Raw genomic sequence first — 24,817 nt, forward strand, 5'->3', positions numbered from 1 at the left:
ATGGTAGACGGTACATCTAGGATGCATTTACCTAAAGAAAAAGAAGGTAAAAAAATAAACCGTTCAAAGCAGGGAAAAATTTTATTATTAAGCTTAATAATATTCCTTATTTTCAGTATTTTTGGTGGGCTCTTGAATGGTGCAGCAAAGGTTTCTTTCGTTGATCTCCTCCATGTGATACTTACACAAGATTTTTCGGTAAGTAGTAAAACGCGTGATTACCTCGTGCTCATCGACATAAGGCTTCCCCGTGTTATCTTGGGATTATTGATTGGAGCAGCCTTAGCTGTCTCCGGTGTTCTTATGCAAGGGCTTTTTCGTAATCCTCTTGCAGATCCCGGAATTGTAGGTGTATCAGCAGGTGCTGGACTTGGAGCAGTCTTAGCAATTGTTGTCGGCATTGCTTTTCCTGTTTCTTTTGCACCTTTTCTAGAGCCTTATAAAGTTATCATAGGTGCTTTTTTTGGTGGACTTTTATCAACAATTATTCTCTACATAATAGCAACGCATAACAGCTTTACCTCTATTGCAACCATGCTGCTTGCTGGTATTGCTCTTGGTGCATTAAGCAGTGCTGTTGTCGGAACATTGATTTTTGTCGCAAATGACCAACAACTGCGTGATATCACTTTTTGGAGTCTGGGCTCTCTTGCGGGCGCTACATGGTTGAAAGTATGGCTTGTTCTCCCTTTTATCGTTATTGGTCTTCTTTTCTCTCCCTTTTTATCACGAGCACTTAATGCCCTTGCTCTTGGAGAAGCTGTTGCTGGCCATATTGGTTTCCATATTCAACGCGTCAAAAATATTGCTATTCCCCTTGTTGCTCTTATGTGCGGTAGTGCTGTTGCTGTCAGTGGTGGTATTGGTTTTATTGGTATTATTGTTCCTCATATTTTACGTCAGCTCATAGGTCCTGATCATCGCTATCTCATTCCTTGCTCTGCTCTCTTGGGAGCAGCATTACTTATTTTTGCTGATATGTTTGCACGCTTAATTGTTGCCCCCGCTGAATTGCCGATTGGGATTGTAACAGCACTTTTTGGTGCACCTTTCTTTCTATGGATCCTTATATGCAAACGAGGAACAGACTTTTCATGATTGAAGCGACAAATATTTGTGTTCAGCGCGGAAAGAAGCAGATTCTTAAACACATTAATCTTCAAGCTAAAAGTGGTGCTTTTACCATTATTATTGGTCCTAATGGATCAGGAAAAAGTACTTTTATCAAAGCTCTGAGTGGTGAAATTCCTTACAGTGGAAAAATAACCTTAAATGGTTATAATGTATGCCAAACAAAAACTCATGTAATGGCAAAAATGCGCGCTGTACTACCACAATCAACAACGCTCGTATTTCCATTCTTAGTCCATGAAGTTGTAGGGCTTGGCCTTTCTGTAAACCAATTTAGCATTGCCAAAGCCGAATTGCAAAATCTTATCCAGAAAGCTTTAGAGTGCGTTGACCTTTCTGATTATGGCAACCTGTATTATCACCAATTATCAGGTGGAGAACAAGCTAGAGTACAACTTGCCCGTGTACTTTGCCAAGTCTGGAAACCTGTTCATAATGGGATTCCTCGCTGGATGATATTAGATGAACCTATTGCTAGCCTCGATATTCAACATCAAATCATCGTTATGGATATTGCTAAACAATTTGCTCATTCTGGTGGCGGCGTTCTTGCTGTTCTTCATGACCTCAATCTCGCGGCACATTATGCAGATAACATGATCTTGCTCAAGGAAGGTGAGATTTATTGCGAAGGAAATGCAACTAATGTGTTGACAACACAAAATCTCCGCGATGTTTATCATTGTTCTTTAAACGTTTCTGAATTACCTAAAGAAGATATCCCTTTTATACTCCCTCAAACGACATCCTCCTATGAAATTAGATCTCTAGGCTATCGGCTTCAATCTAAAAACTAAAGTCCATAGCAAAATAAAACACGCAAATATTCAAGAATCTTTTTTATTTTCATATGAACTCCTTTTTGTCATCTGTCATTAAAAAAGAAGACCAATTACCCTAAAGATATTTTTGGAAAAAAACACCAGTTTAAAATCTTTTAAGATTTTACGTAACTAAAAACATGTGAAGTTTTGTTTTGTTATCAAACTGTTATATCATACAAATTTATACAACATAAACATGCGTTTTCCCACTCTTTCTATCACTTTTATCTTTATAAAAATGATTCAAGAAATACATATAAATGCCTTTGTTATAATAACGGGTGTATTATTATATCTTCTAAGGACCATATAGAAATCAAGTACCTTTCTCCCCTGCATAAAAGATTTATTTGTAGCTTTAATGGTAATGTTTTCTTTATAATACATATACTTTAGCTTATTTGTATAAATAAATATTGATTTACAATGATATTTTTACTTTTCTCTCTCTATTAAAAAATTGTTTATTGGCATATCACAAAGAATTAACCTATTGAATAAAAACTTTAAAATAAACTCAATAACGCTTTTTGTAAGCCCCCTAATGCAAAAACAATGCGGAATATAGGGATGAGGAGAGAGTATAGAAATAGCGTTTGTCTTCTGCTTCATAAGCATAATGATGATTCCACTCAAAGGGGAACTATCATTTACAGATAAAGCCTCCTACCATGGAATGCAAAGAAATGAAATCGACAACAAGGTGAGAAATATCTTTATAAGATGAATTAACTCATACAGGGGTATGCTATTTTTGCACAAAAAACGCTAAAAATATTGTACTTTTTTATGCCTCAGGTTGAATAATTTTATTACCTTCCCCTATCAAAACACCTTATGAAAAAATATATCTCCAGATCTCTTCACGGCACAGTTTAAATGATTTTTACACATTTTCCCTATGTTATCATATAATTATAAAATAAATTATATCCTTAACTCTTTCTTTCAATCATTTTAAAATTGTTTTTTGACGCTCTCAAGTATTCTATTAACAATATAGATTTCCTTTTCATATGCATAGAAAATAACGCGGAATTGCTCCGCGTTAACAAAATTATCAAGGTGTATAGATTATTATTACTTAAACATACTCATGATTTTATAGCATAGACAACGGTTGTATTAACAGGGCGCGTTTCTGCCTCACCCGTATGGGAAAGAGTTACCTTGTGTGTATGTGCACCAGCAGAAGCTGTTCTCCCTTTCAGGGTTGCATTATAAGTATAATGATTCGGGAGTCTCCCAATATCACCAACGGGCCATCCTACCCCTTGATACTCAAAATTATGCGCATGCTCGCCTGCGTTTTCAATACTCCCAATATGCGTATGTGATTTTATGCTATCTTGTTGTTCATCTGCAAACTTTCTACCACCATCTAAACCCCGACCATTATCAAAGCCGCGTAAAAACATGCCTCTAAAATCAGGAACTTTAAAAGTTTTATTGCTGTCTTTTCCCCATTTATCACCTATTGCCTCGAATAACTGCGGATAATCTTCACGCTTATAGGCCTTACCATCACATAAAAGCCAACCATTTGGCACATTTTGCATAGCAAATGTTGCAATGAATCCAGAGGGGAAACTTTCTATCTTTGGTGGTGTAGGGTTTAATAAATACCAACCCTCATGCTCTTTTATTAAAACACCATTATTGTATACCATTTCATAAATGCCATCTGTTTGAAATTCTCCACCTTCTAATGGTATAACCCCCGTATCAGTGGCTTTATAGATAAGCTTTTCTCCTATATTATTAACAGTTATTGTTGTCACGCCAATATTTACACCACAAGCTTTAAAACGTATGACGATATCATTGTTGTATTTCTTTATAGGCGAAACTGTCTTTAAGGTAATTAATGTTGTTTTATCTTCCAAATTTACTATAAAGCTTGAATTAATAGATCCACCATTATCTGCAAGATATTCGCGCACGCGCTGCATCATCGCCCTTGCACTATCATTAACAGAACTAGGCGGCTGTCCTTCTGCCCAATTAATGATACTATCTGAATAAGCATTTTCATCAGCCTTTAGAGACCAATCATAGATATTAGACATTTTAAATCCCCCATTATTTTCATAGTTTTTCTAACAACTTCTCGTTCTGTGCACTAAAATGTGCTGCCGCTGTTTATTGGTACATCATAACCACTGCACCATCCTTATTTACGCATTTTATCTCTCTTCACTCCTTCCAATTTTATAACCTAAATTCACCAGACGCTTTTCATAACATTAGTCTTAATGCTTTCTCTTCTAATGTATAATGTAACACCTCATCTGATGTTACTTAATATCTTGTTTTGTTGCTTTGCTGTTGTTATATAATTATTTTTTCAATCTTGCATCTTGTTGCAAAATTTATAAATACTTCCAAAATTTTTCCTATTATGGATTTCATATAACCATTACTGAATGTAATAACTTATCATCCACATAGAAAATTTCTGACTTAAACATTATCTTTTTTTATTTTTTTCAATAGTTTAAATCTATCTCGTCGATATTTCATACCATATATTTTAAACAAAGAAATTCTATCTTTTGGCTATCATTTGTATTAAAATTTTAAAAATTAGCTTCAAATTTTTTGCATGCTTCATTATGTTTTTATCCACATGCAGATACTTTGTTCTATTTTATTCAATTGATTTCTGAAATTGTGTCACAAGATTAGCACCAATGTTTTTTTTGAATAAGCTTTTGTTCAATCTAAATGTATCACAGAGAATATATTCAATATGGACATTTGCTCCACACTTTCATTAAACTGGAAATAAAATACTTTGAAATATTAAATATCACACACCTTCACAAAATTTGAAGGTTGTATCCGATCCGGAAAAAATTAAAAAGCATAACCCACCCCCTCCCCCAATTTTTATGAACAATATCCTTGTTTATTAAACGCCCCATAACCAACCTTTGCCCTCCCACACTTAGCATATCCCCCTCTATATATTATTATATGTATATTTTTTTTGCAAGAACAATAAATCATTCTAAATAACATCTTGCAATTATTGGTGTTCTTCTTAATTCAAGGCAATATTATTTTTATAATAAAGATTAGGTATTGTTTCTCGCTTTTATTTATCGCATTCTTAATGGGAACATCCCCCTCATGAAGAATAGAATGCCCCAAACAAAATATAATGATATTGCATATTACGCACTTTTTAAGAAATATTGCTCAAAATATACTCCTTTCATTTTACGACAGCGCACGTCAATGATACAATAGCAAGCCATTATAGATCATCAGCTTTAAGCTTTTGAAGATACAAGTGGAATCCATCATACATTTTGTTGGCTCCCACGTTTTGACAGCCTCACTCTTAGAATGTTCATTAAATGACATTTGGCTTCCTTTCTTCAAGTGCTTTGCCCCATACGCTCCCACTTATGACGTGCAAGGAAGTGTTTTTATACGAAAAGATATATGATGAGAGGATCTTATGGTATTCTGAGTTATTATTTTAATATGAAAAAAATCTCAATCAAAGCCATAAACTATCTACTTTTCCCTGATAAGCCGTTTTTAACTTTATTCTGGTTTATAAAAGCTTCAATATCATAGTTTATCACTTCATAATATCTATTTTCACTCTTAAAAACACACCAAAATCGTTTAAAATATATTTTTATGATTGACAATATAGATATTTAAGCCAACCATATTCGTATTAACAAAAATACTTCAAGTGGGAGGAGGCATGCAAATATTAGAATAGATATTGTATCAGTTTTTCAAAATAACTTTTCTTGAGCTGTATTGGGTTTTCTTTGCTACAAAGCAATACTATCCCTATTCATCTGAATGCTCGTGATTGATAATTTGAATACATCTCCATTAACATCGTAACTCCATTAACATCGCAACCTATTTTTGAACTCCGTGTCTATAAGGAAAAAGTTTGTGCAGAAAAATACTCCATCAATCAGTTGTAGCCCCTTTCCCGCTTCACGCAAAATTTATCAACAGAGCCTTCTCTTTTCTGATGTGCGCGTACCATTGCGTGAAATTTCACTGGCTGATGGCAGTGGTGAAAAACCTTTAAACGTCTACGATACTTCTGGCCCCTACACAGATAAAGATATGATCATTGATATTACAAAAGGCCTGCCAGCAATTAGTTTGCCTTGGCTCTCTAAGCGGGATGATACTGAAACTTATCCTGCACGATTAGTTAAACCTGAAGATAATGGATTGACTTCTGATAAAAACCTTACACCAGCCTTTAAGCAAAAACGTTCTATTTTACGAGCAAAAAATGGCAAAGCAATTACACAAATGGCTTACGCACGCGCAGGCATTATTACCGAAGAAATGGAATATGTGGCTATACGAGAAAATGAAGGATTAGCAGTAAAAGAACGGCAGAATGTACCATCAAATGAAACATTTGCTGGATCAATACCAGAAATTTATACTGCGGAATTTGTTCGCAATGAAATTGCTTGTGGACGCGCCATTATTCCACAAAACATTAATCATCCAGAGTGCGAACCCATGATTATTGGGCGTAATTTCCGTGTTAAAATTAATGCCAATATTGGCAATTCAGCAGTAACTTCATCTATGGAAGAAGAAGTTGATAAAATGGTTTGGGCCATTCGCTGGGGAGCAGATACAGTTATGGATCTTTCTACAGGTCGAAATATTCATAATATTCGTGAGTGGATTATTCGAAATTCTCCTGTGCCCATCGGGACTGTTCCTCTGTATCAAGCACTCGAAAAAGTACAGGGTATTGCCGAAAACTTAACATGGGATATTTTCCGTGATACCCTTATTGAGCAAGCAGAGCAAGGTGTTGATTATTTTACCATTCACGCAGGATTAAGATTACCATTTATTCCTATGACCATTGATCGTGTAACAGGTATTGTTTCACGAGGCGGTTCTATTATGGCAAAATGGTGTCTCCATCATCACAAAGAAAGCTTTCTCTATGAACATTTTGATGAAATTTGTGATATTGCAAAAACATATGATATCTCTCTTTCATTAGGAGATGGGTTACGCCCTGGCTCTATCGCCGATGCCAATGATGAGTCCCAATTTGCAGAGCTTAAAACCTTGGGAGAATTGACAAAAATTGCTTGGAAAAAGGATGTACAGGTTATGATTGAAGGACCAGGACATGTCCCAATGCACAAAATTAAAGAAAATATGGAGCAACAATTAGATCTTTGTCATGAGGCGCCTTTTTATACTTTGGGACCTCTTACAACGGATATTGCTCCTGGTTATGACCATATTACATCAGCAATTGGTGCCGCTATGATTGGATGGTTTGGAACTGCTATGTTGTGTTATGTAACACCTAAAGAACACCTAGGACTCCCCGATAGGAATGACGTAAAAACTGGTGTGATCACTTATAAAATTGCTGCTCATGCCGCTGACCTTGCTAAAGGTTTACCTAGAGCACAATTGCGCGATAATGCTCTTTCGCGTGCACGATTTGATTTTAGATGGCATGATCAATTTAACCTTTCTCTTGATCCAGAAACAGCCTGTGCCTTTCACGATGAGACAATGCCTAAAGAAGCCCATAAATTAGTGCATTTTTGTTCCATGTGTGGACCAAAATTCTGTTCTATGCGTATTTCCCATGATATTCGTGAGGCAGCTGCAATAAGAAAAACAAAAGGGGAAGGTATGATCGCCATGGCCGAAAAATATCAGAAAAATGGTGACCTTTATATGGAAATTGTTCCTCCTCAAAAAAAGAAAGTAAATAGTTGAAGAACATTCTTATCAAAGGTGCAGGTGTAGGCGGCTTAACAGCTGCCTTTATGTTACAGCAAAAAGGTGCTTCTGTTACTGTATCAGCCCCCCCTCATTCACCTATAGGAAGTGCTAGTTGGTATGCAGGAGGAATGCTCGCACCTTACTGTGAAAGGGAAAGTGCAGAACAAATTGTTGAAGATCTTGGTGTACAAGCTATACAATGGTGGCGTAAAACGCTCCCCAACCTTGTCATACAAAAAGGCACTTTAGTGGTTGCACCTACACGAGATAGAGGAGAGCTTGAACGATTTTCTGTACGTACGCATAATCACAAAACCGTAGATAATACAGAAATAGCTCATCTTGAACCAGATCTTGCTGAACGTTTTAACTGTGCACTCTTTTATGAAAATGAAGCCCATATTGATCCTCGCAAAGCACTTATGGCTTTAAAAGAAAAGCTTCTCAACAATGGAGCCTGTTTTGTTGATGTAGAGAAGGCTGAAAAAAAATTTGATATTGTTATTGATGCGACAGGAATAGCACGTTTAGGAAAAGATAAAAATATACGGGGCGTACGCGGTGAAATGCTTCTCGTGCGCTGCACCGATATTAAAATTTCGCGTCCAATTCGTCTTCTTCACCCACGGTTTCCTCTTTACATTGTACCTCGACAAGATAATATTTTTATGATTGGTGCAACGATGATTGAAAGTGACTTTGATGGTGCAATCTCTGTAAGATCAATGATGGAACTGCTCAACGCGGCTTATACTTTACATCCTGCTTTTGCTGAAGCAGAAATTATTGAATCTGGCGTTGGTGTTCGTCCATGTTATCCTAATAACTTCCCTTCTGTGCATAAAGATGGTAACTTTATTTCTATTAATGGATTTTATAGACATGGTTTTCTGTTGTCTCCAGAAATGGCAAAACGAGCAATGGAATTGGCATTGGAATAAAACATGCAAATATTTGTTAATGGTGAAACAGTCCAAACAGAAGTTATGACTCTCGGTCTCTTGCTTGAAGAATTGGGGTATGAAGGAAATTGGCTTGCAACTGCTGTTAACGCTGAAGTTGTTCCCATAGATGCACGAAGCCAATTTGTCTTGCATGAAGGAGATAAAATTGAAATTTTAAGCCCAATGCAAGGAGGCTAAAATTATGCTGAATCTTTATGGACGACAATTCTCTTCCCGTCTTCTATTAGGTACAGCGCAATATCCTTCACCAGCAATCCTTCGTGATGCTATTCATAAATCGAATACGGAAATTGTAACTGTTTCCTTGCGCCGTGAAACTGCAGGTGGAAAACAAGGTGGACAATTTTGGAAATTTCTTCAAGAACTTGGGGTAACAGTGCTTCCTAATACTGCTGGTTGTTATACTGTTAAAGAGGCCGTAACCACAGCCCAATTAGCAAGAGATCTTTTTAAAACGGCTTGGATTAAACTCGAAATTATCGGTAATTCAGATACCTTACAGCCAAATATTTTTTCCTTAATCGAAGCTGCTCAAATTTTAAACAATGAAGGTTTCAAAATTTTTGCCTATACAACGGATGATCTCATTGTTGCTGAAAAACTTTTTGACATTGGTTGCCGTGTTATTATGCCTTGGTGTGCTCCTATTGGTTCTGCCAAAGGACCTCATAATACTGATGGATTGCGTTCTATCCGTGCTTACCTTCCTGATGCTACTCTTGTTATTGATGCCGGCATTGGACGCCCATCACATGCCGCCATTGCGATGGAACTCGGTTATGATGCAGTACTGCTTAATACCGCAGTTGCTAAAGCAGGTGATCCTGTCTTAATGGCTGAAGCATTTTCTAAAGCTGTTCAAGCAGGACGTATGGGATATAAAGCTGGCATGATCGAAGCACGCAATGTAGCAGTCCCTTCAACACCAATCATTGGAAAAGCGGTATTTTCATGAAACTGGATCCATTTTACCTCATCGTTGATAACGCTGATTGGATTGAACGTTTGCTTCCTCTTGGTATCAAGCTCGTACAATTGCGTATGAAACATGAAAATCAACAAATAATCCGTCAACATATTAAGCGTGCAAAAAACATATGCAATAAATTGGGAGCACAATTAATTATTAATGATCATTGGGAAATAGCAATTGATGAAAAGTGTAATTTTATTCATCTGGGACAAGAAGACCTAAGCAATGCTGATCTTCACGCAATTCGTAAAAGTGGTATAAAAGTTGGTCTTAGTACACATGATGAACATGAATTGGCTATCGCACTCTCTGCTAATCCTGAGTATATTGCACTTGGTCCTATTTATCCGACAATCTTAAAAAAAATGAAATGGATGCCGCAAGGACTAGAAAAAATCAAACAATGGAGAAAGCGGATTGGTGCTTTACCTTTGGTGGGTATTGGTGGTTTAACACCAGAACGCGCAGTGGGTGTTTTAAAAGCAGGAGCAAATAGTGCTGCTGTTGTGACTGATATTATCCTCCATAAAAAACCAGAAGAGCGTGTACAGCAGTGGATAAAAGTAACACAAACATGGCGTTGATACCTTCTATTCTTATTGTTGCGGGCACTGATCCAACAGGAGGTGCTGGTATTGTTCGTGATATAGAAACCTCTGCACATTTTCAAATAAAAGCAAATTTAGCAATTACTTGTGTTAACGTACAAGATGATAATCGCGTTGTCGAAATCATTCCAATGCGTGGAGACCTCGTCGCTGCGCAAATGCGTGCTGCCCTAGAAGCAAATCCAATAAGCGCAATAAAAATCGGTATGACGGGGACAAAAGCAATTATAGCAGCAATCTGTAACGTACTCAAAGACTATCCCCATGTTCCAGTTATTTTGGACCCTGTACTTGTCGCTTCATCAGGAGGAAAACTAATAACGGAAACAATCATCGACACGATGATCGATAAACTGCTTCCTCATGTTGATCTTTTAACACCGAATAGAGAAGAACTCGCTCTTCTTAGCAAAAGTCCATTGGCATCTCATGATAAGCAAGCAATACAACAAGCAAAAAAACTTTTGTCATTGGGAGCTCGCTCTATTTTAGTAAAAGGGGGACATGCAGAGGGGCCTCTTGCAATTGATAGCTTCATTGACAAAACTGAAGTCATAAATATCTCTACTCCACGTTTAAAAGGAACAATGCGAGGAACAGGTTGCATTCTCTCAAGCGCTATTGCAGCGCATTTAGCATTAAATGAACCTCTCATTTCAGCTGTAAAAAAAGCAAAAGCATATATCCACACATTGCTTTTAACCCATTGTAAAAATAGTTTATAACGTCTTAGTATTTTCTCATATAAAAGTAATATTTATATATTTCAATTAATATATTTAATTTTTTTAATAAAAGTTATTAAAAAAATATAATAATATAAAATTTATAATTAATCTTATAAAGAAAATACTACAAAATTCACTTTCATTAAGTATTAAATATAGAATATAATGATAAAAAATATTATCACACCACTTGCATTCAGTAAAAAATTCTTTTAGTATGAGTGAGTTTAGTCTGTTTAAAAAGTTGAAATAACGCAATTTAAACAAATTATACATTTAAAGATGCATATAATCGCGAACATTCGCATTTTACGATTTGCCTTTTTTGTGAAAAGAGAGAATCCTATCAGCGTTCTTATACATTAATGGCTAGCGAATACATTTAATAAAACTTGAAGGATAATTTTGTTTGATCTATAATCGCTAGATCATTAGAAAAAATAAAATGTTAAATCAAACACCATGCTCAATTTCCTATGAAGAACTCTTAAACTTTTATAAAGAAAGTGGTGCGGATGCCGTTCTGACAGATTTTCCTATTGATCGTTTTAAGCAGTCTGCTTGTTCAGAGAGAAAATTAATATCTGTCGTGAACATTTCTCATAATCAACAAGCATCTCCCAAAACATCTCCAACCGTAAAATTAGATCATCATCAGCTGCATAACTCTAGGACTATACAAAATGAATCCACAGCTATAGAGAGTGCAAAAAATGCAAAGACACTTGATGAATTAAAATCTGCTCTCCTTGCATTTAATGGCTGTTCATTAAAATTGACAGCAAAAAATACCTGTTTTTCAGATGGAACAGCAGGAAGCCCCCTGATGCTTATAGGCGAAGCACCAGGACGAGACGAGGATATACAAGGAATTCCTTTTGTGGGAAAAGCTGGGATGTTGCTTAATAAAATCCTCGCATCAATTGGCTTAACAAGAAATAATGTTTACATTGCCAACACTATTCCTTGGCGTCCGCCAGGAAATCGTACACCAACACCAAGAGAAGTTACCTTGTGCCGCCCTTTTATTGAACGGCACATTTATTTAGCGCGTCCTCGTGTTCTTATAGCACTGGGAGGCGTTGCTGCACAGTTTCTTACCGGATCTCAAAATGGGATTATCCGAACAAGAGGTAAATGGCATATTTATGAAAGCGAGGATAATATAAAAATACCTGTTATGCCAACTTTCCACCCTGCTTACCTTCTTAGAACCCCTAGTCAAAAGAAGCTTACATGGATAGACTTCTTAGAAGTAAAAAATCGCCTCGACAGCCTTTTGTAATTCTTTAATCCTATATTGCTTCTAAAATTAACACACCCTTCTTTAACTCTTAAAATACAAATGGGAAAAAACTATGAAACAGCCAATAACATCTATTTATCGTTTGGAAGACTACCAACCAACCCCTTACGTTATCCCTAAAACACAACTTTCTTTCCAATTAGCACCGACAAAAACCTATGTTATAGCCATATTGTCTATTGAGCCTCGTCACGATACAAAAGAATTAACACCTCTTGTTCTTTCTGGTGATGATCTTACTTTAATTTCCGTTTCTATTAATGATGAGATATTAGCCCCAAACACTTATAAAGTGACGCCTTCACGTTTAGAAATTACAACGCCACCAACGGTTCCTTTTACATTGAAATTGGTTACGGAACTGAATCCTGAAAGCAACCGCCAACTTATGGGGCTTTATCTTTCAAATGGTGTTTATTGCTCACAATGCGAATCGGAAGGTTTTCGTCGTATTACTTATTTTTACGACCGCCCAGATGTTCTTTCTACATATAGAGTGAAAATTGAAGCAGATACCCAAACAATCCCAATCTTGCTTTCAAATGGTAATCTGGTGGAAACAGGAACTTTAGAAAATAATCGCCATTTTGCCATTTGGGAAGATCCTTATCCCAAACCATCTTATCTCTTTGCTTTAGTAGGTGGAGATCTTGATAAGTTAGAAGACCATTTTACAACTGTATCTGGACGACGTATCGAGCTTGGTATCTATGTAGAAAAAGGAAAAACCGAACGCGCAACTTATGCAATGGATGCTCTTAAACGTTCCATGCATTGGGATGAACAATGTTTTGGGCGCGAATATGATCTTGATGTTTTCAATATTGTTGCTGTTTCCGACTTTAATATGGGAGCAATGGAAAACAAAGGCCTTAACGTTTTTAATGATAAATATGTTCTTGTCGATCCTGAAACAGCAACCGATCAGGATTATAGAAATGTTGAACGTGTCATTGCACATGAATATTTCCATAATTGGAGCGGTAATCGTGTTACCTGTCGCGATTGGTTTCAACTCTGTTTAAAAGAAGGATTCACTGTTTATCGTGATCAGGAATTTTCATCAGATCAAAATGTACGCAGCCTACAGCGAATTGAAAATGTAAAAGCATTAAAAGCGACGCAATTTGCAGAAGATGCAGGACCTCTTGCGCATCCTGTGCGTCCTCGTCAATATAGCCAAATTAATAATTTTTACACAACAACTGTTTATGAAAAAGGTGCTGAAGTTGTTCGCATGATACGGACTATTTTAGGTCCTACTCTTTTTCGTAAAGGCACTGATCTTTATTTTCAACGTCATGATGGACAAGCTTGTACAATTGAAGATTTTATTACCTGTTTTGCTGAAGTGTCTGGTCAAGACTTCTCCCAATTCATGCTATGGTATGAACAGGCAGGAACACCCAATGTAGAAATCGATAGTCATTATAGCGATGGTGTTTTAACAATTCATGCAAAGCAACATATTCCCGCAACCCCACAACAAAATACAAAAAAGCCTATGCTTATCCCTATCGTATTTGGCTTGTTAGGACCTAACGGAGAAAACCTCACCTATGAAGCGGATACAGATATTCAATCAGATGTTATGCTTTTATCCAAGGAAAGCCAAACGTTTACATTAAAAGGACTGCGTGAAAAACCCGTTTTATCACTGCTGCGAGACTTCTCAGCACCAATTATTCTACACACGCCATTTAATGAAAATGAACTTATTTTTCTTGCACAACATGATGACAATCACCTTAATCGCTGGCAATCTCTTAATCATTTAATGACGCAAGCTTTGCTTCAAAGCATTCAAGATAAAACACAAGAAAAAGCAACTCTCCCTTCTGCTTTGCTAAAGCTGATTGAAACAATCATAACAGATGAAACCTTAGAGCCTGAATTTCGTGCCTTCTGTTTAAATTTACCTAGTGAAGTTGAGCTTGCTCATACAATCGGTAAAAATATTGATCCAGATCGTATTCATTACGTGCGCAATCAGTTTCTCGCTTCACTTGCACAAACACATCAAAAACTCTTAACAAAATTTTATGAACAAATGCAAACCCAAGAACCCTATTCACCAGACACTGTACAAGCCGGAAAGCGAGCATTAAAGAATATCATACTGGATTACCTTTCCATTGCTGAAGCCAATCCAAATCGAGCTGCTATACAATATGCAACAGCTGATAATATGACTGACCGTATGGCCAGCATCGCTGTTCTCGTGAAGCGTTTTAATGAAAATGAGCAGGCACAAAATGCCTTAAATGATTTTGAAAACCGCTATCGACATGACCCTTTGGTTATGGATAAATGGTTTTCTATTCAAGCAATGGTTGCTGGCACATCAACACTCGAAAATGTTCAAAAGCTCATGCAACACCCGCTATTTTCAAAGGATAATCCTAATCGTGTACGATCTCTGATCGGTGTCTTTGCCTCTAACAACCTAACAGGCTTTAACAGAGTTGATGGTGCCTCCTATGATTTTCTTTGCCAAATCATTTTAGAAATTGACAAAAAAAATCCACAGCTTGCTTCACGATTATTAACAACTTTGCGCTCTTGGCGACAATTAGAATCTATTCGGCAACAAAAACTTGAAATGGCATTAAAAACGATTGCTGCCGCGCCAAAATTATCAAGCGATGTTTCTGATATCATCAATCGTCTACTCACTTGAAACAAAAAATTATTTTAAATCAATATGCTATGATATTTTTTAAAATAAATTCTATAAACTATTCGATCATCATTAAATCTATAAACAGGCAATCTAAGCCTGTTTATAGATCACGTTTAAAGTACTTTTTTCTTTTCATATTCCAAAATCATAAAAGTAAAATTATTTTTTTTAAAAAAAAGACTGGACAGAAGACTCCTGTTTTGATTCATTGCATTCGATGGGGTTACTATGAATATCGAAGCAGTTTTTAAATCACATTATTCCAGAATTAAAGGAACGCGAGATGGCTAAATTGGACGCATATAATGCGCCAAGGGAGGTGTATGCTGATTCAAAATCAAGCGCTCAAAGCCGCAAGGAGCGCACAGAGCGTACCAATCTGTTTTCTGGTTCTGCCTATCAAAAACTTCTTTTTATTGAACCTTGGCTGCGACATTCACTCCCATTTGTAATTCTTGCATTTCTTGTTATGCTAGCAGCAATCCGTTTCCTATCAATCTATGATTGGCGCAACACAATTGATAAAAACACGCATTCTACCATCGCTCTCTTAGCTTCTCATATTACCAATACAATCGACCGTGACATACTTGCCGCCACTCGACAAGGAAAAGCTGCTGCTCTTTCTCATAATCATTTACAAAATATCCTGACCAATTTTCGTAACAAAGGTTTTATAAAAACCAGCGCTGTTATTGCTATTGTCGATCAAAAAGGCAATGTCCTAGCTTCATCAAGTTCCGAGATTGTCTTAGGAAAACCCTTACAGAATTTTACCTCTGAAAGCATTACTTTGCAAGCTCTAGGAAAACATGCTGGAATCATGAAAATTACAATAGGAAAAGATATTCCTGCTCTTGCTTCCTTTCAGCAAACAGAAAATGGACAATATGGGGTATTCATCAGTGAAAAAATGCAACATATTTACATGGAATGGCGGAAAACTCTCTCGTTAAATATAACCATATTCATTGGAACTAGTGGCGTTATCCTCGCTCTTCTTTATGCTTATTATAACCAAATTGTACGAGCACGCAAAACAGATCTTGTTTCAGAAAAAATTCAAAACCGTATTGATATGGCAATGATGCGTGGACGCTGTGGACTATGGGATTGGAATATGGCAAGTGGACGCGTCTACTGGTCACGAGCAATGTACGAAATGCTCGGCTATGTCCCTCAAGATGCATTGCTCTCAATTTCCCAAATTAGCGCCATTATCAATCCAAATGATGCAAATTTTTTTGACCTTGCTCAGGAATTAATGAGCGGTAAAAAAAAGCATATCGATATTAACGTTCCTATGCGTCATGCTGATGGTCATTATGTATGGATGCGCATTCGTGCCGAAGTGACTGAAGAAGAAGAACCCCATTTGGTTGGTATTTCCTTCGATATTAGTGAACAGCAACAATTGGCTGAACAAACGGCGCAAGCCGACCTTCGTATCCGTGATGCGATTGAAAACATTTCAGAATCTTTCGTCTTGTGGGATGCTGAAGGACGTTTAGTCATGTCCAACAGCAAATTTTGCGAATATGCCGCTATTCCTAAACAAATTCTCCAATCAGGTATCCAACGTGCAACAGTCGAAGCCATGGCACGCCCTGCACTCAGTGAATATCCCCTTAAAGATGATGGTACTGGTAACTTAACCAGTATTCGCCAAACGGCAGATGGTTGTTGGCTCAAAATTAACGAACGACGAACCCAAGATGGAGGATTGGTTTGTATTGGTACTGACATTTCTGAGCTTAAACAACAACAGGAAAAATTTGAAGACAGTGAAAGGCGTCTTTTTTCTTTCATTCAAGAACTCAAGCGCGCACGAGGGAGTGCTCAACAACGCGCAACAGAAGTTGAAAAACTTAATAAAAGTTTGAAAGCAGAAAAAGAACGCGCCGAAAGTGCTAATAAGGCTAAATCAGAATTTTTAGCCAATATGTCTCATGAATTGCGCACGCCTCTGAATGCTATTCTTGGTTTTTCAGACATCATGTTGCAATCAACTTTTGGCCCTCTTGGCTCACAACGCTATAAGGAATATATGCATGATATTTACAATTCAGGAACCCATCTTCTAACCCTTATCAATGACATTCTTGATATGTCAAAAATCGAAGCAGGAAGATTTACGCTTGATTGTAAAAATACCGATCTTGAGCCCATCATTAGTGAAGCAGTACGAACACTAACGCCTCAAGCTCAAGAAAAAAATATTGTTGTTACAACAAACATTACCCCAGAACTTCATGCTGAAGTTGATGGTCGTGCAATGAAACAGATTTTCCTTAATCTCATCTCTAATGCCGTTAAATTTACGCCTTCTGGCGGAAATATTGATGTCTGCGCTTTCAAGAAAAAAAATAACCTTATTTTTAAAATTACAGATACAGGTGTCGGTATTCCCCAATCAGCAATTAAAAAACTTGGGCAACCTTTTGAACAAGTTGAAAATCAGCTTACTAAGTCTCATACAGGCTCAGGTCTTGGATTAGCCATTTCACGCTCCTTGCTAGAACTCCACAAAGGAAAACTTGAAATTACTTCAAAAGAAATGAAAGGAACAACTGTAACGATTATAATGCCCATCACACAAAGTTAAATTTCTCCATTTTGTTCTCGTTGTAGTAAAATCTGTTTCCGTTTGTCCCCCCAACGATACCCTGAAATAAAACCATTTTTACGCACAACACGATGACAAGGAATGATAACAGCCAATTCGTTACGTGCACAGGCATTAGCAACGGCACGAAAAGCTTTCGGCATACCAATACGGCACGCTAAGATCTCATAGGAAATTGTTTCACCACATGGTATATCACATAATACTGCCCATACTTGTCGTTGAAAAACTGTACCATTTATATCTAAGGGAAAATTATATTTTTTTACCAGCTTAGGTGTTTCTATCATGGCTATAATATGGGCAACTTCTCTCTTAAATGTATTATCACCTACAACTTGTTGTGCATCACCAAAGCGTATCGTAAACTCCTGTAATAATTGCTCTATAGTATCTCCTAACGCTATATGACAAATCCCTTTTTGAGACCTAGCCACCAAAAGTTTCCCTATTGATACATCTTTCAAACAGAATACTCTTGTTTGGGAAATGTTTAGCATTTTAGCCTTCTTTATATTTTAAATAAGTCTTGAACATCATCCATAAAGTAAAAGGAGAGTATTCACTCTCTTTTAAAAACAAATAAAATCATTCTGAAATGATCTCCTTAGCCATTGTATTAAAATACACTCTCATCCTTTTATGAAACGGACACATCTATAGATTGACGTTCCCTACCCTAAAACAGAAACTTCGACCAGAGCTGATTTATCAACAATCTTGCTATTTATCTAACAGATTCCAACTGAAACCATTTGATATAGTTTATTTCATAAGCTCTCTACAGACAAATCTTGTCCTGAATTTTATCATATACTAACAAAAAATACCTTAATGTGGTAAATTTTCATACCTTATATCACAGCTCTAAACGGCAGTATTTTACAGAACAACACGATAAGCTTTCCACTTCATTTTACGAAATCCCATTGAACCATAAATAATGGCTTATGTTTTACAAGCAATAGAAAAAGCGCGTGCTCTCTTAGGCAAAAAATGTCATAAAACACAAAATATACCGGCAATGGATTGGAAAGATGTTCCGGCTTTTTATGCTCCACGTATGCTTGAATATTCTAATTTGTTAGAGCACTGTTATTATTTTTTTATCAAAGGTCATACTTTTGATAGACTGACGAGATGACTCAACTCAAAAAGGAAATTTATCTTCAATTTTATGAAAAAAAGCATGGAAAAGGTATTTTAATGCTTACTTTCTTTGTCACTTAACTTATAAAATGATTGTAGCCTCAGAACTGAAATATTTTGCCCGCAACAATCGCACATAGATATTTGTCATAGGAAAAAGTCATGCCCAAACGCACAGATATAAAATCTATTCTTATCATCGGAGCAGGACCTATTATCATTGGTCAGGCATGTGAATTTGATTATTCAGGCACTCAAGCCTGTAAAGCATTAAAAGAAGAAGGTTACCGAATTATTTTGGTAAATTCTAATCCTGCCACGATTATGACAGATCCAGATCTAGCTGATGCAACTTATATAGAGCCCATTACTCCTGAAATAGTTGCCAAAATTATTGCCCACGAGCGTCCCGATGCCCTTTTACCCACTATGGGAGGACAAACAGCCCTCAATACTGCTTTATCATTAAAGCGTATGGGTATTTTAGACCGCTATCATGTTGAAATGATAGGAGCCAATGCTGATGCTATTGATAAAGCTGAAGATCGTGCTTTATTCCGCCAAGCGATGGCAAAAATCGGTTTGGAAACGCCACGCTCTATGTTAGCCAATGCAACAGAACTGAAAGAAGAAAATCGCCAACAACACGCAAAAACGTGTGCTGAACTTAAAGCAAAGCTTTCTGGTGCTGCGCTTGACAAAGCACTCGAAGAACTTGAGCGCAACTGGCGACATACCGAAGCTGATCGCAAACAACATTATATCGCTCATGCAACAGCAAAAGCAGTTCAAGCTCTTGATGTTGTTGGGCTTCCAGCTATTATTCGTCCTTCATTCACCCTTGGTGGAACTGGTGGTGGAATCGCTTATAACCGCTCTGAATTCTATGAAATTATTGAACGTGGGCTTGAAGCTTCACCAACAACAGAAGTATTAATTGAAGAAAGTGTTTTAGGGTGGAAAGAATATGAGATGGAAGTTGTTCGTGATAAAAACGACAATTGTATCATCGTTTGTTCTATTGAAAACATTGATCCGATGGGGATTCATACCGGTGATTCGATCACTGTAGCACCTGCTCTCACCTTAACCGATAAAGAATATCAATGTATGCGTAATGCTTCGATTGCTGTTTTGCGTGAAATTGGTGTTGAAACGGGCGGATCCAATGTACAGTTTGCTGTCAATCCTGAAAATGGGCGCCTCATTGTTATTGAAATGAATCCGCGTGTTTCTCGCTCTTCAGCGCTTGCCTCAAAAGCAACGGGGTTTCCCATTGCCAAAGTAGCGGCTAAACTGGCTGTTGGTTATACACTTGATGAATTAACAAATGATATCACGGGTGGTGCAACACCAGCATCATTTGAACCTTCTATTGACTATATTGTGACAAAAATTCCTCGTTTTGCGTTCGAAAAATTTCCCGGTTCATCACCTGTCCTCACAACTGCGATGAAATCTGTAGGAGAAGTCATGGCAATTGGACGCACTTTTCAAGAATCGTTACAAAAAGCACTCCGTGGACTTGAAACAGGGCTTACGGGTCTTGATGAAATTGTGATTCCAGAGCATGCTGAAGGTGATGAAAAAAGTTCTATACGCTCAGCCATTGCCATACCAAGCCCTGATCGTCTACGCTATATTGCTCAAGCCATGCGCACAGGCTTACCCTTAAATGAGATTCACCAAATTAGCAAAATTGATCCGTGGTTTTTAGAACAAATAGCCTCCATCATTGAAATGGAGCAGCGTATCCGCATTCATGGATTACCCCAAGATGCAGATAATTTACGTATGTTAAAAGCTATGGGCTTTTCAGATGCGCGATTAGCCTCCCTTACAGGGAAAGAACCCGATTATATCGCAGCTTTACGTAAATCACTGAATGTTAAACACGTCTTCAAACGGATTGATACTTGTGCCGCTGAATTTTCTTCTCCTACAGCCTATATGTATTCAACATATGAAGTTCCCTTTGCAGGTGTAGAGCACTCGGAAGCACACGTTTCTGAACGCAAAAAAATTGCTATTTTAGGCGGTGGACCAAACCGCATTGGGCAAGGTATTGAATTTGATTACTGTTGCTGCCACGCTGCTTTTGCACTGCGTGATGCAGGATTTGAAGCGATTATGATTAACTGTAATCCTGAAACAGTTTCAACCGACTATGATACCTCTGATCGCCTTTACTTTGAATCTTTAACAACAGAAGACGTTATCGCTATTTTAGAAGCAGAACAGGAAAAAGGAGATTTGGTTGGAGTCATCGTCCAATTTGGCGGACAAACACCCTTGAAATTGGCAAGCGCTCTAGAAAAACACAACATCCCCATCCTAGGTACTTCACCTGACGCTATCGACTTAGCAGAAGATAGAGATCGCTTTCAAAAACTGTTATTTAAACTTAATTTAACACAACCTCAAAATGGTATTGCCCACTCCATTGAACAAGCACGCCTCATTGCCCACGAACTAGGCTTCCCCTTGGTTGTACGTCCCTCTTATGTTTTAGGAGGACGTGCTATGCAAATTATTCGTGATGAACGTAGCTTACAAAATTATTTACTTGAGAGTGTCCCTGAATTAATTTCAGAAGATATCAAAGTCCGTTATCCTAACGACACAACAGGACAAATCAATATATTGCTTGGTAAAAATCCGCTTCTCTTTGATACCTATTTAACAGAAGCAATTGAAGTAGATGTTGATTGTCTATGTGATGGCAAAGAAACACTAATCGTTGGTATTATGGAACATATTGAAGAAGCTGGTATCCACTCTGGTGATTCAGCATGTTCTCTACCAGTCCATACGCTCTCAAATAAAATAGTTACTGAATTAGAGCGCCAAACCAAAGCATTAGCACAAGCACTTCATGTTCGCGGCTTAATGAATGTACAATATGCTATAAAAGATGACACCATTTATGTCTTAGAAGTCAATCCCCGTGCTTCACGTACTGTCCCATTTGTTGCAAAAACGATTGGTCGCCCTATTGCTAAAATGGCTGCACGTATTATGGCAGGAGAAACGCTTCATGATGCTCTTCAAGCTTATGGTGGATTACCTTCTTTGCAAAAAAAACAACATATTGCCGTCAAGGAAGCAGTATTTCCTTTTGCTCGTTTTTCAGGTGTTGATACACTTCTTGGTCCAGAAATGCGCTCAACCGGTGAAGTTATGGGACTTGACTATGAATTTTCGCTTGCTTTTGCTAAAGCCCAACTTGGAGCTGGTGTAAAACTCCCTAAAGAGGGAACTTTGTTCGTTTCTGTAAGGGATGAAGATAAAAAACGCATCTTAAATCCTGTAAAACGTTTAACTGAGCTTGGCTTTTCTGTTGTCGCCACAAGTGGAACACAAAAATTTCTCACCGAACACCACGTTGAAGCAAAAAAAATCAACAAAGTTCTAGAGGGACATCCCCATATTGAAGACGCTATTCGTAATCGCCAAATTCAATTAATTTTTAATACAACTAGCACTGCCAGTGCCATCTCAGACTCAAAATCATTACGTTATGCAGCACTCATGCAAAATGTTCCCTATTATACAACAATAGCTGGAGCCGAAGCCGTCGTAGAAGCGATCAAAGCACTCAAAAAAAGGCACCTTGAGGTACGTTCACTACAAAGTTATTTTAGTTGAATTTTTTTCTACTTAGCAAAATGTACACTGTTTTCTTATTTTTTCTTTATATAAAAATTGATTAAGACTTGCTTTTTGTTCTAAAAACTTTTATAGAGGTTTCATCGAATTTTCGGTTACGTGACTTTCTTTCCTGTGCAATCTGCACTTTCGGCGAAACTTCTCCCACCTAATTTCGATCTACAACCGTATTGAAGAAATGAAAGCTTCAATGCTCAATATAATTATATATTCTAAGGAGTTTCCTATGTCTACAGGAACAGTTAAGTGGTTTAATACAACAAAAGGTTTCGGATTCATTCAGCCTAGCGATGGTAGTGCAGATGTATTTGTACACATTTCTGCCGTCGAGCGTTCAGGTCTAAACAGTCTTAATGAAGGGCAAAAAATCTCTTATGATGTTCTTCAAGATCGTCGTTCAGGAAAATTTGCCGCTGGTAACCTTGCAGCACTTTAAAGTTTAAATTCTGCAATATTTTATTTAGAAATCTTCGTCTGTAAAGACGAAGATTTTTTTATTTTGTATAAAGCATTATTTTACCTTGTTAAAATAAAAGACTGCTTATCTCCTTTGCACAATTTATCAAACCTCTCTTATACTTCCTCAAAAACTTTCATAAAATCTACGAAGAGATTATCTTGTAAAAGATCTCAAAAAAGAAGAATATAAAGCCCGTGTAAGAGTATTTTGGAAGTTTTTTATTGCATACAATATAATCTCTTATAGAATATCCTTAAAGCAATAACCATTTGTTGATATAATATAAGGATTTAAAATTATGGCTTTTATTGCCGACAAGCTGTCTCGTATCAAACCTTCTGCAACAATTGCTGCTTCTCAAAAGGCCCGTCATTTAAAAGCATTAGGGCGAAATGTTATTGCTTTAAGTGCTGGAGAGCCAGACTTTGATACCCCAGACAACATCAAAAACGCGGCTATTGAAGCTATTCGAAGGGGAGAAACAAAATACCCTCCCATATCTGGAATTCCAGAATTGCGCCAAGCAATTTCTGCAAAGTTTAAAAGAGAAAATAACCTTCTTTACCAACCAGAACAAATTATTGTTGGTACTGGTGGAAAACAAATTCTCTTTAATGCATTCATGGCAACTTTGAATAAAGGAGATGAGGTCATCATTCCATCCCCTTATTGGGTTAGTTATCCAGAAATGGTTGCACTCAACGATGGTACGCCTGTCTTTTTAGAAACAAAAGCCGAATTTTCTTATAAACTCCAACCACAAGAGCTAGAAGCTGCCATTACCCCCAAAACCAAATGGTTCATCTTTAACTCTCCTTCAAATCCATCAGGTGCCGCTTATACACATAATGAATTGAAAAAACTTACAGATGTTTTAGTAAAATATCCTCATGTTTATATCCTTTCCGATGATATATATGAACATCTCACATATGAGGGTTTTACCTTTGTGACTCCAGCTCAGGTAGAACCAGCGCTTTATGAGCGTACACTCACAATGAATGGTGTTTCTAAAGCCTATGCGATGACGGGATGGAGGATCGGTTATGCAGGCGGACCACAAGAATTAATTAAAGCCATGGATACCATTCAAGGACAGCAAACATCTGGAACAAGTGTCATTTCACAATGGGCTGCGGTTGAAGCACTCAACGGACCACAAGACTTTATTGCTAAAAATAAAAGTATTTTTCAAGCACGCCGTGATCTCGTTGTCTCCATGCTAAATCAAGCTCCTGGCATTTACTGTCCAACGCCTGAGGGTGCTTTTTATGTTTATCCTTCTTGCACCGGACTTATTGGAAAGAAAACACCCAATGGTCAACGTATTACGAATGATGAAGACTTTGCCATAGCGCTTCTAGAAACAGAAGCTGTTGCTGTCGTCCAAGGATCTGCTTTTGGACTTGGATCAACTTTTCGTATTTCTTATGCAACATCAGAAGAATTACTTGAAAAAGCTTGTATACGTATACAGCGTTTTTGCAACAGTTTAATTTAAAATTTTTAATATCATCTCTTGTGATTGTTTTTTGCCGAATGTTAGTATATCCGAGAAAATATCTGAAACTGTGTCACTAAATCTATCGATTCAGCAAAAATATCTATGAATAAACACAAAAATAGATGCTGTAGATAAAGATCAAAAAAAATTAGCTATCAAATAAATGAATCGGTCTATTATCATAAGAGATGACACGCCTATTCTACTTTCTCCATTCAATTTATAACTCTAAAAAAGACCGAGCACTTTTAAACACAATTGCCCTTATAATCAAAGGCCCTTACAATAAAATCTCTTCTATTTCTCAGCTTCTTCTTCGTCCTAAAACGAAGAAGAAGCCACCTCCCATCGTTGTGTAAGCAATCCAATTTCCTTTAAGTTCTATTTAATAACTACTTGATTTACTTCATAGGCTTTAT

Annotated in this window: 16 protein-coding genes and 1 pseudogene; 15 read left to right on the plus strand and 2 right to left on the minus strand. The window is 37.2% G+C overall.

Going from position 1 to position 24,817, the window contains the following annotated elements:
* The gene (locus tag ACFINM_RS02470; RefSeq protein WP_375612958.1) at positions 1-1,098 is read left to right on the plus strand and encodes a FecCD family ABC transporter permease; all 1,098 of its coding nucleotides are present in this window, start codon (positions 1-3) and stop codon (positions 1,096-1,098) included.
* Positions 1,095-1,928 carry a heme ABC transporter ATP-binding protein gene (locus ACFINM_RS02475; protein WP_375611204.1) on the plus strand — a complete coding sequence of 278 codons (834 nt, stop codon included), beginning with the start codon at positions 1,095-1,097 and terminating at the stop codon, positions 1,926-1,928. Before ACFINM_RS02470 ends, ACFINM_RS02475 begins: the two co-directional genes overlap by 4 nt.
* A 1,121-nt stretch (positions 1,929-3,049) precedes the next feature.
* Here the strand turns inward: ACFINM_RS02475 and ACFINM_RS02480 are convergent.
* Positions 3,050-4,024 carry a tail fiber protein gene (locus tag ACFINM_RS02480; protein WP_375611203.1) on the minus strand — a complete coding sequence of 325 codons (975 nt, stop codon included), beginning with the start codon at positions 4,022-4,024 and terminating at the stop codon, positions 3,050-3,052.
* 1,861 nt (positions 4,025-5,885) lie between these two features.
* Here ACFINM_RS02480 and thiC point away from each other — a divergent pair.
* The 9 genes from thiC to ACFINM_RS02525 all read left to right on the plus strand — a co-directional run bounded on the left by thiC (position 5,886) and on the right by ACFINM_RS02525 (position 17,595).
* Positions 5,886-7,721, plus strand: a complete 1,836-nt coding sequence (gene thiC / locus ACFINM_RS02485; RefSeq protein WP_375640155.1) for a phosphomethylpyrimidine synthase ThiC — start codon at positions 5,886-5,888, stop codon at positions 7,719-7,721.
* The gene (locus ACFINM_RS02490) at positions 7,718-8,668 is read left to right on the plus strand and encodes an FAD-dependent oxidoreductase (protein ID WP_375611201.1); all 951 of its coding nucleotides are present in this window, start codon (positions 7,718-7,720) and stop codon (positions 8,666-8,668) included. The genes thiC and ACFINM_RS02490 overlap by 4 nt, the downstream gene beginning before the upstream one ends.
* Positions 8,669-8,671: 3 nt before the next feature.
* A complete protein-coding gene (gene thiS, locus ACFINM_RS02495) occupies positions 8,672-8,869 on the plus strand; it encodes a sulfur carrier protein ThiS (RefSeq protein WP_273791115.1) in 198 nt (65 codons plus the stop codon).
* A 4-nt stretch (positions 8,870-8,873) separates the two neighbouring features.
* On the plus strand, positions 8,874-9,647 hold the full coding sequence (locus ACFINM_RS02500; protein WP_375629378.1) for a thiazole synthase: 774 nt from the start codon (positions 8,874-8,876) through the stop codon (positions 9,645-9,647).
* On the plus strand, positions 9,644-10,249 hold the full coding sequence (locus tag ACFINM_RS02505; RefSeq protein WP_375640160.1) for a thiamine phosphate synthase: 606 nt from the start codon (positions 9,644-9,646) through the stop codon (positions 10,247-10,249). Before ACFINM_RS02500 ends, ACFINM_RS02505 begins: the two co-directional genes overlap by 4 nt.
* The gene (locus tag ACFINM_RS02510; RefSeq protein ID WP_375611294.1) at positions 10,240-10,998 is read left to right on the plus strand and encodes a hydroxymethylpyrimidine/phosphomethylpyrimidine kinase; all 759 of its coding nucleotides are present in this window, start codon (positions 10,240-10,242) and stop codon (positions 10,996-10,998) included. Before ACFINM_RS02505 ends, ACFINM_RS02510 begins: the two co-directional genes overlap by 10 nt.
* Positions 10,999-11,446: 448 nt before the next feature.
* Positions 11,447-12,286 carry a uracil-DNA glycosylase family protein gene (locus tag ACFINM_RS02515; RefSeq protein WP_375640164.1) on the plus strand — a complete coding sequence of 280 codons (840 nt, stop codon included), beginning with the start codon at positions 11,447-11,449 and terminating at the stop codon, positions 12,284-12,286.
* Between the two features lie 73 nt (positions 12,287-12,359).
* Positions 12,360-14,987, plus strand: a complete 2,628-nt coding sequence (pepN, locus tag ACFINM_RS02520) for an aminopeptidase N (protein WP_375640168.1) — start codon at positions 12,360-12,362, stop codon at positions 14,985-14,987.
* Between the two features lie 286 nt (positions 14,988-15,273).
* Positions 15,274-17,595: an ATP-binding protein gene (locus ACFINM_RS02525; protein ID WP_375629385.1), complete on the plus strand. Its 2,322-nt coding sequence runs from the start codon at positions 15,274-15,276 to the stop codon at positions 17,593-17,595.
* Here the strand turns inward: ACFINM_RS02525 and ACFINM_RS02530 are convergent.
* Positions 17,592-18,116 (minus strand): methylated-DNA--[protein]-cysteine S-methyltransferase, encoded by a 525-nt coding sequence (locus ACFINM_RS02530; RefSeq protein WP_375620707.1) that lies wholly within the window; start codon positions 18,114-18,116, stop codon positions 17,592-17,594. The two genes, ACFINM_RS02525 and ACFINM_RS02530, sit on opposite strands and share 4 nt — an antisense overlap.
* 455 nt (positions 18,117-18,571) lie before the next feature.
* Between ACFINM_RS02530 and ACFINM_RS02535 the strand changes: the two are divergent.
* The 4 genes and pseudogenes from ACFINM_RS02535 to ACFINM_RS02550 all read left to right on the plus strand — a co-directional run.
* Positions 18,572-18,670, plus strand: a pseudogene (locus ACFINM_RS02535) (integrase); the annotation flags it as partial.
* Between the two features lie 257 nt (positions 18,671-18,927).
* A complete protein-coding gene (gene carB, locus ACFINM_RS02540) occupies positions 18,928-22,413 on the plus strand; it encodes a carbamoyl-phosphate synthase large subunit (RefSeq protein WP_375640173.1) in 3,486 nt (1,161 codons plus the stop codon).
* 247 nt (positions 22,414-22,660) lie between these two features.
* Positions 22,661-22,870, plus strand: coding sequence for a cold-shock protein (locus ACFINM_RS02545; RefSeq protein ID WP_012754908.1), 210 nt, complete (start codon positions 22,661-22,663; stop codon positions 22,868-22,870).
* A 322-nt stretch (positions 22,871-23,192) separates the two neighbouring features.
* Positions 23,193-24,395: a pyridoxal phosphate-dependent aminotransferase gene (locus ACFINM_RS02550; protein WP_375634296.1), complete on the plus strand. Its 1,203-nt coding sequence runs from the start codon at positions 23,193-23,195 to the stop codon at positions 24,393-24,395.
* Positions 24,396-24,817 lie beyond the last annotated feature (422 nt).

It is taken from the genome of Bartonella sp. AA168HLJHH (assembly GCF_042197365.1).
GTDB lineage: Bacteria > Pseudomonadota > Alphaproteobacteria > Rhizobiales > Rhizobiaceae > Bartonella.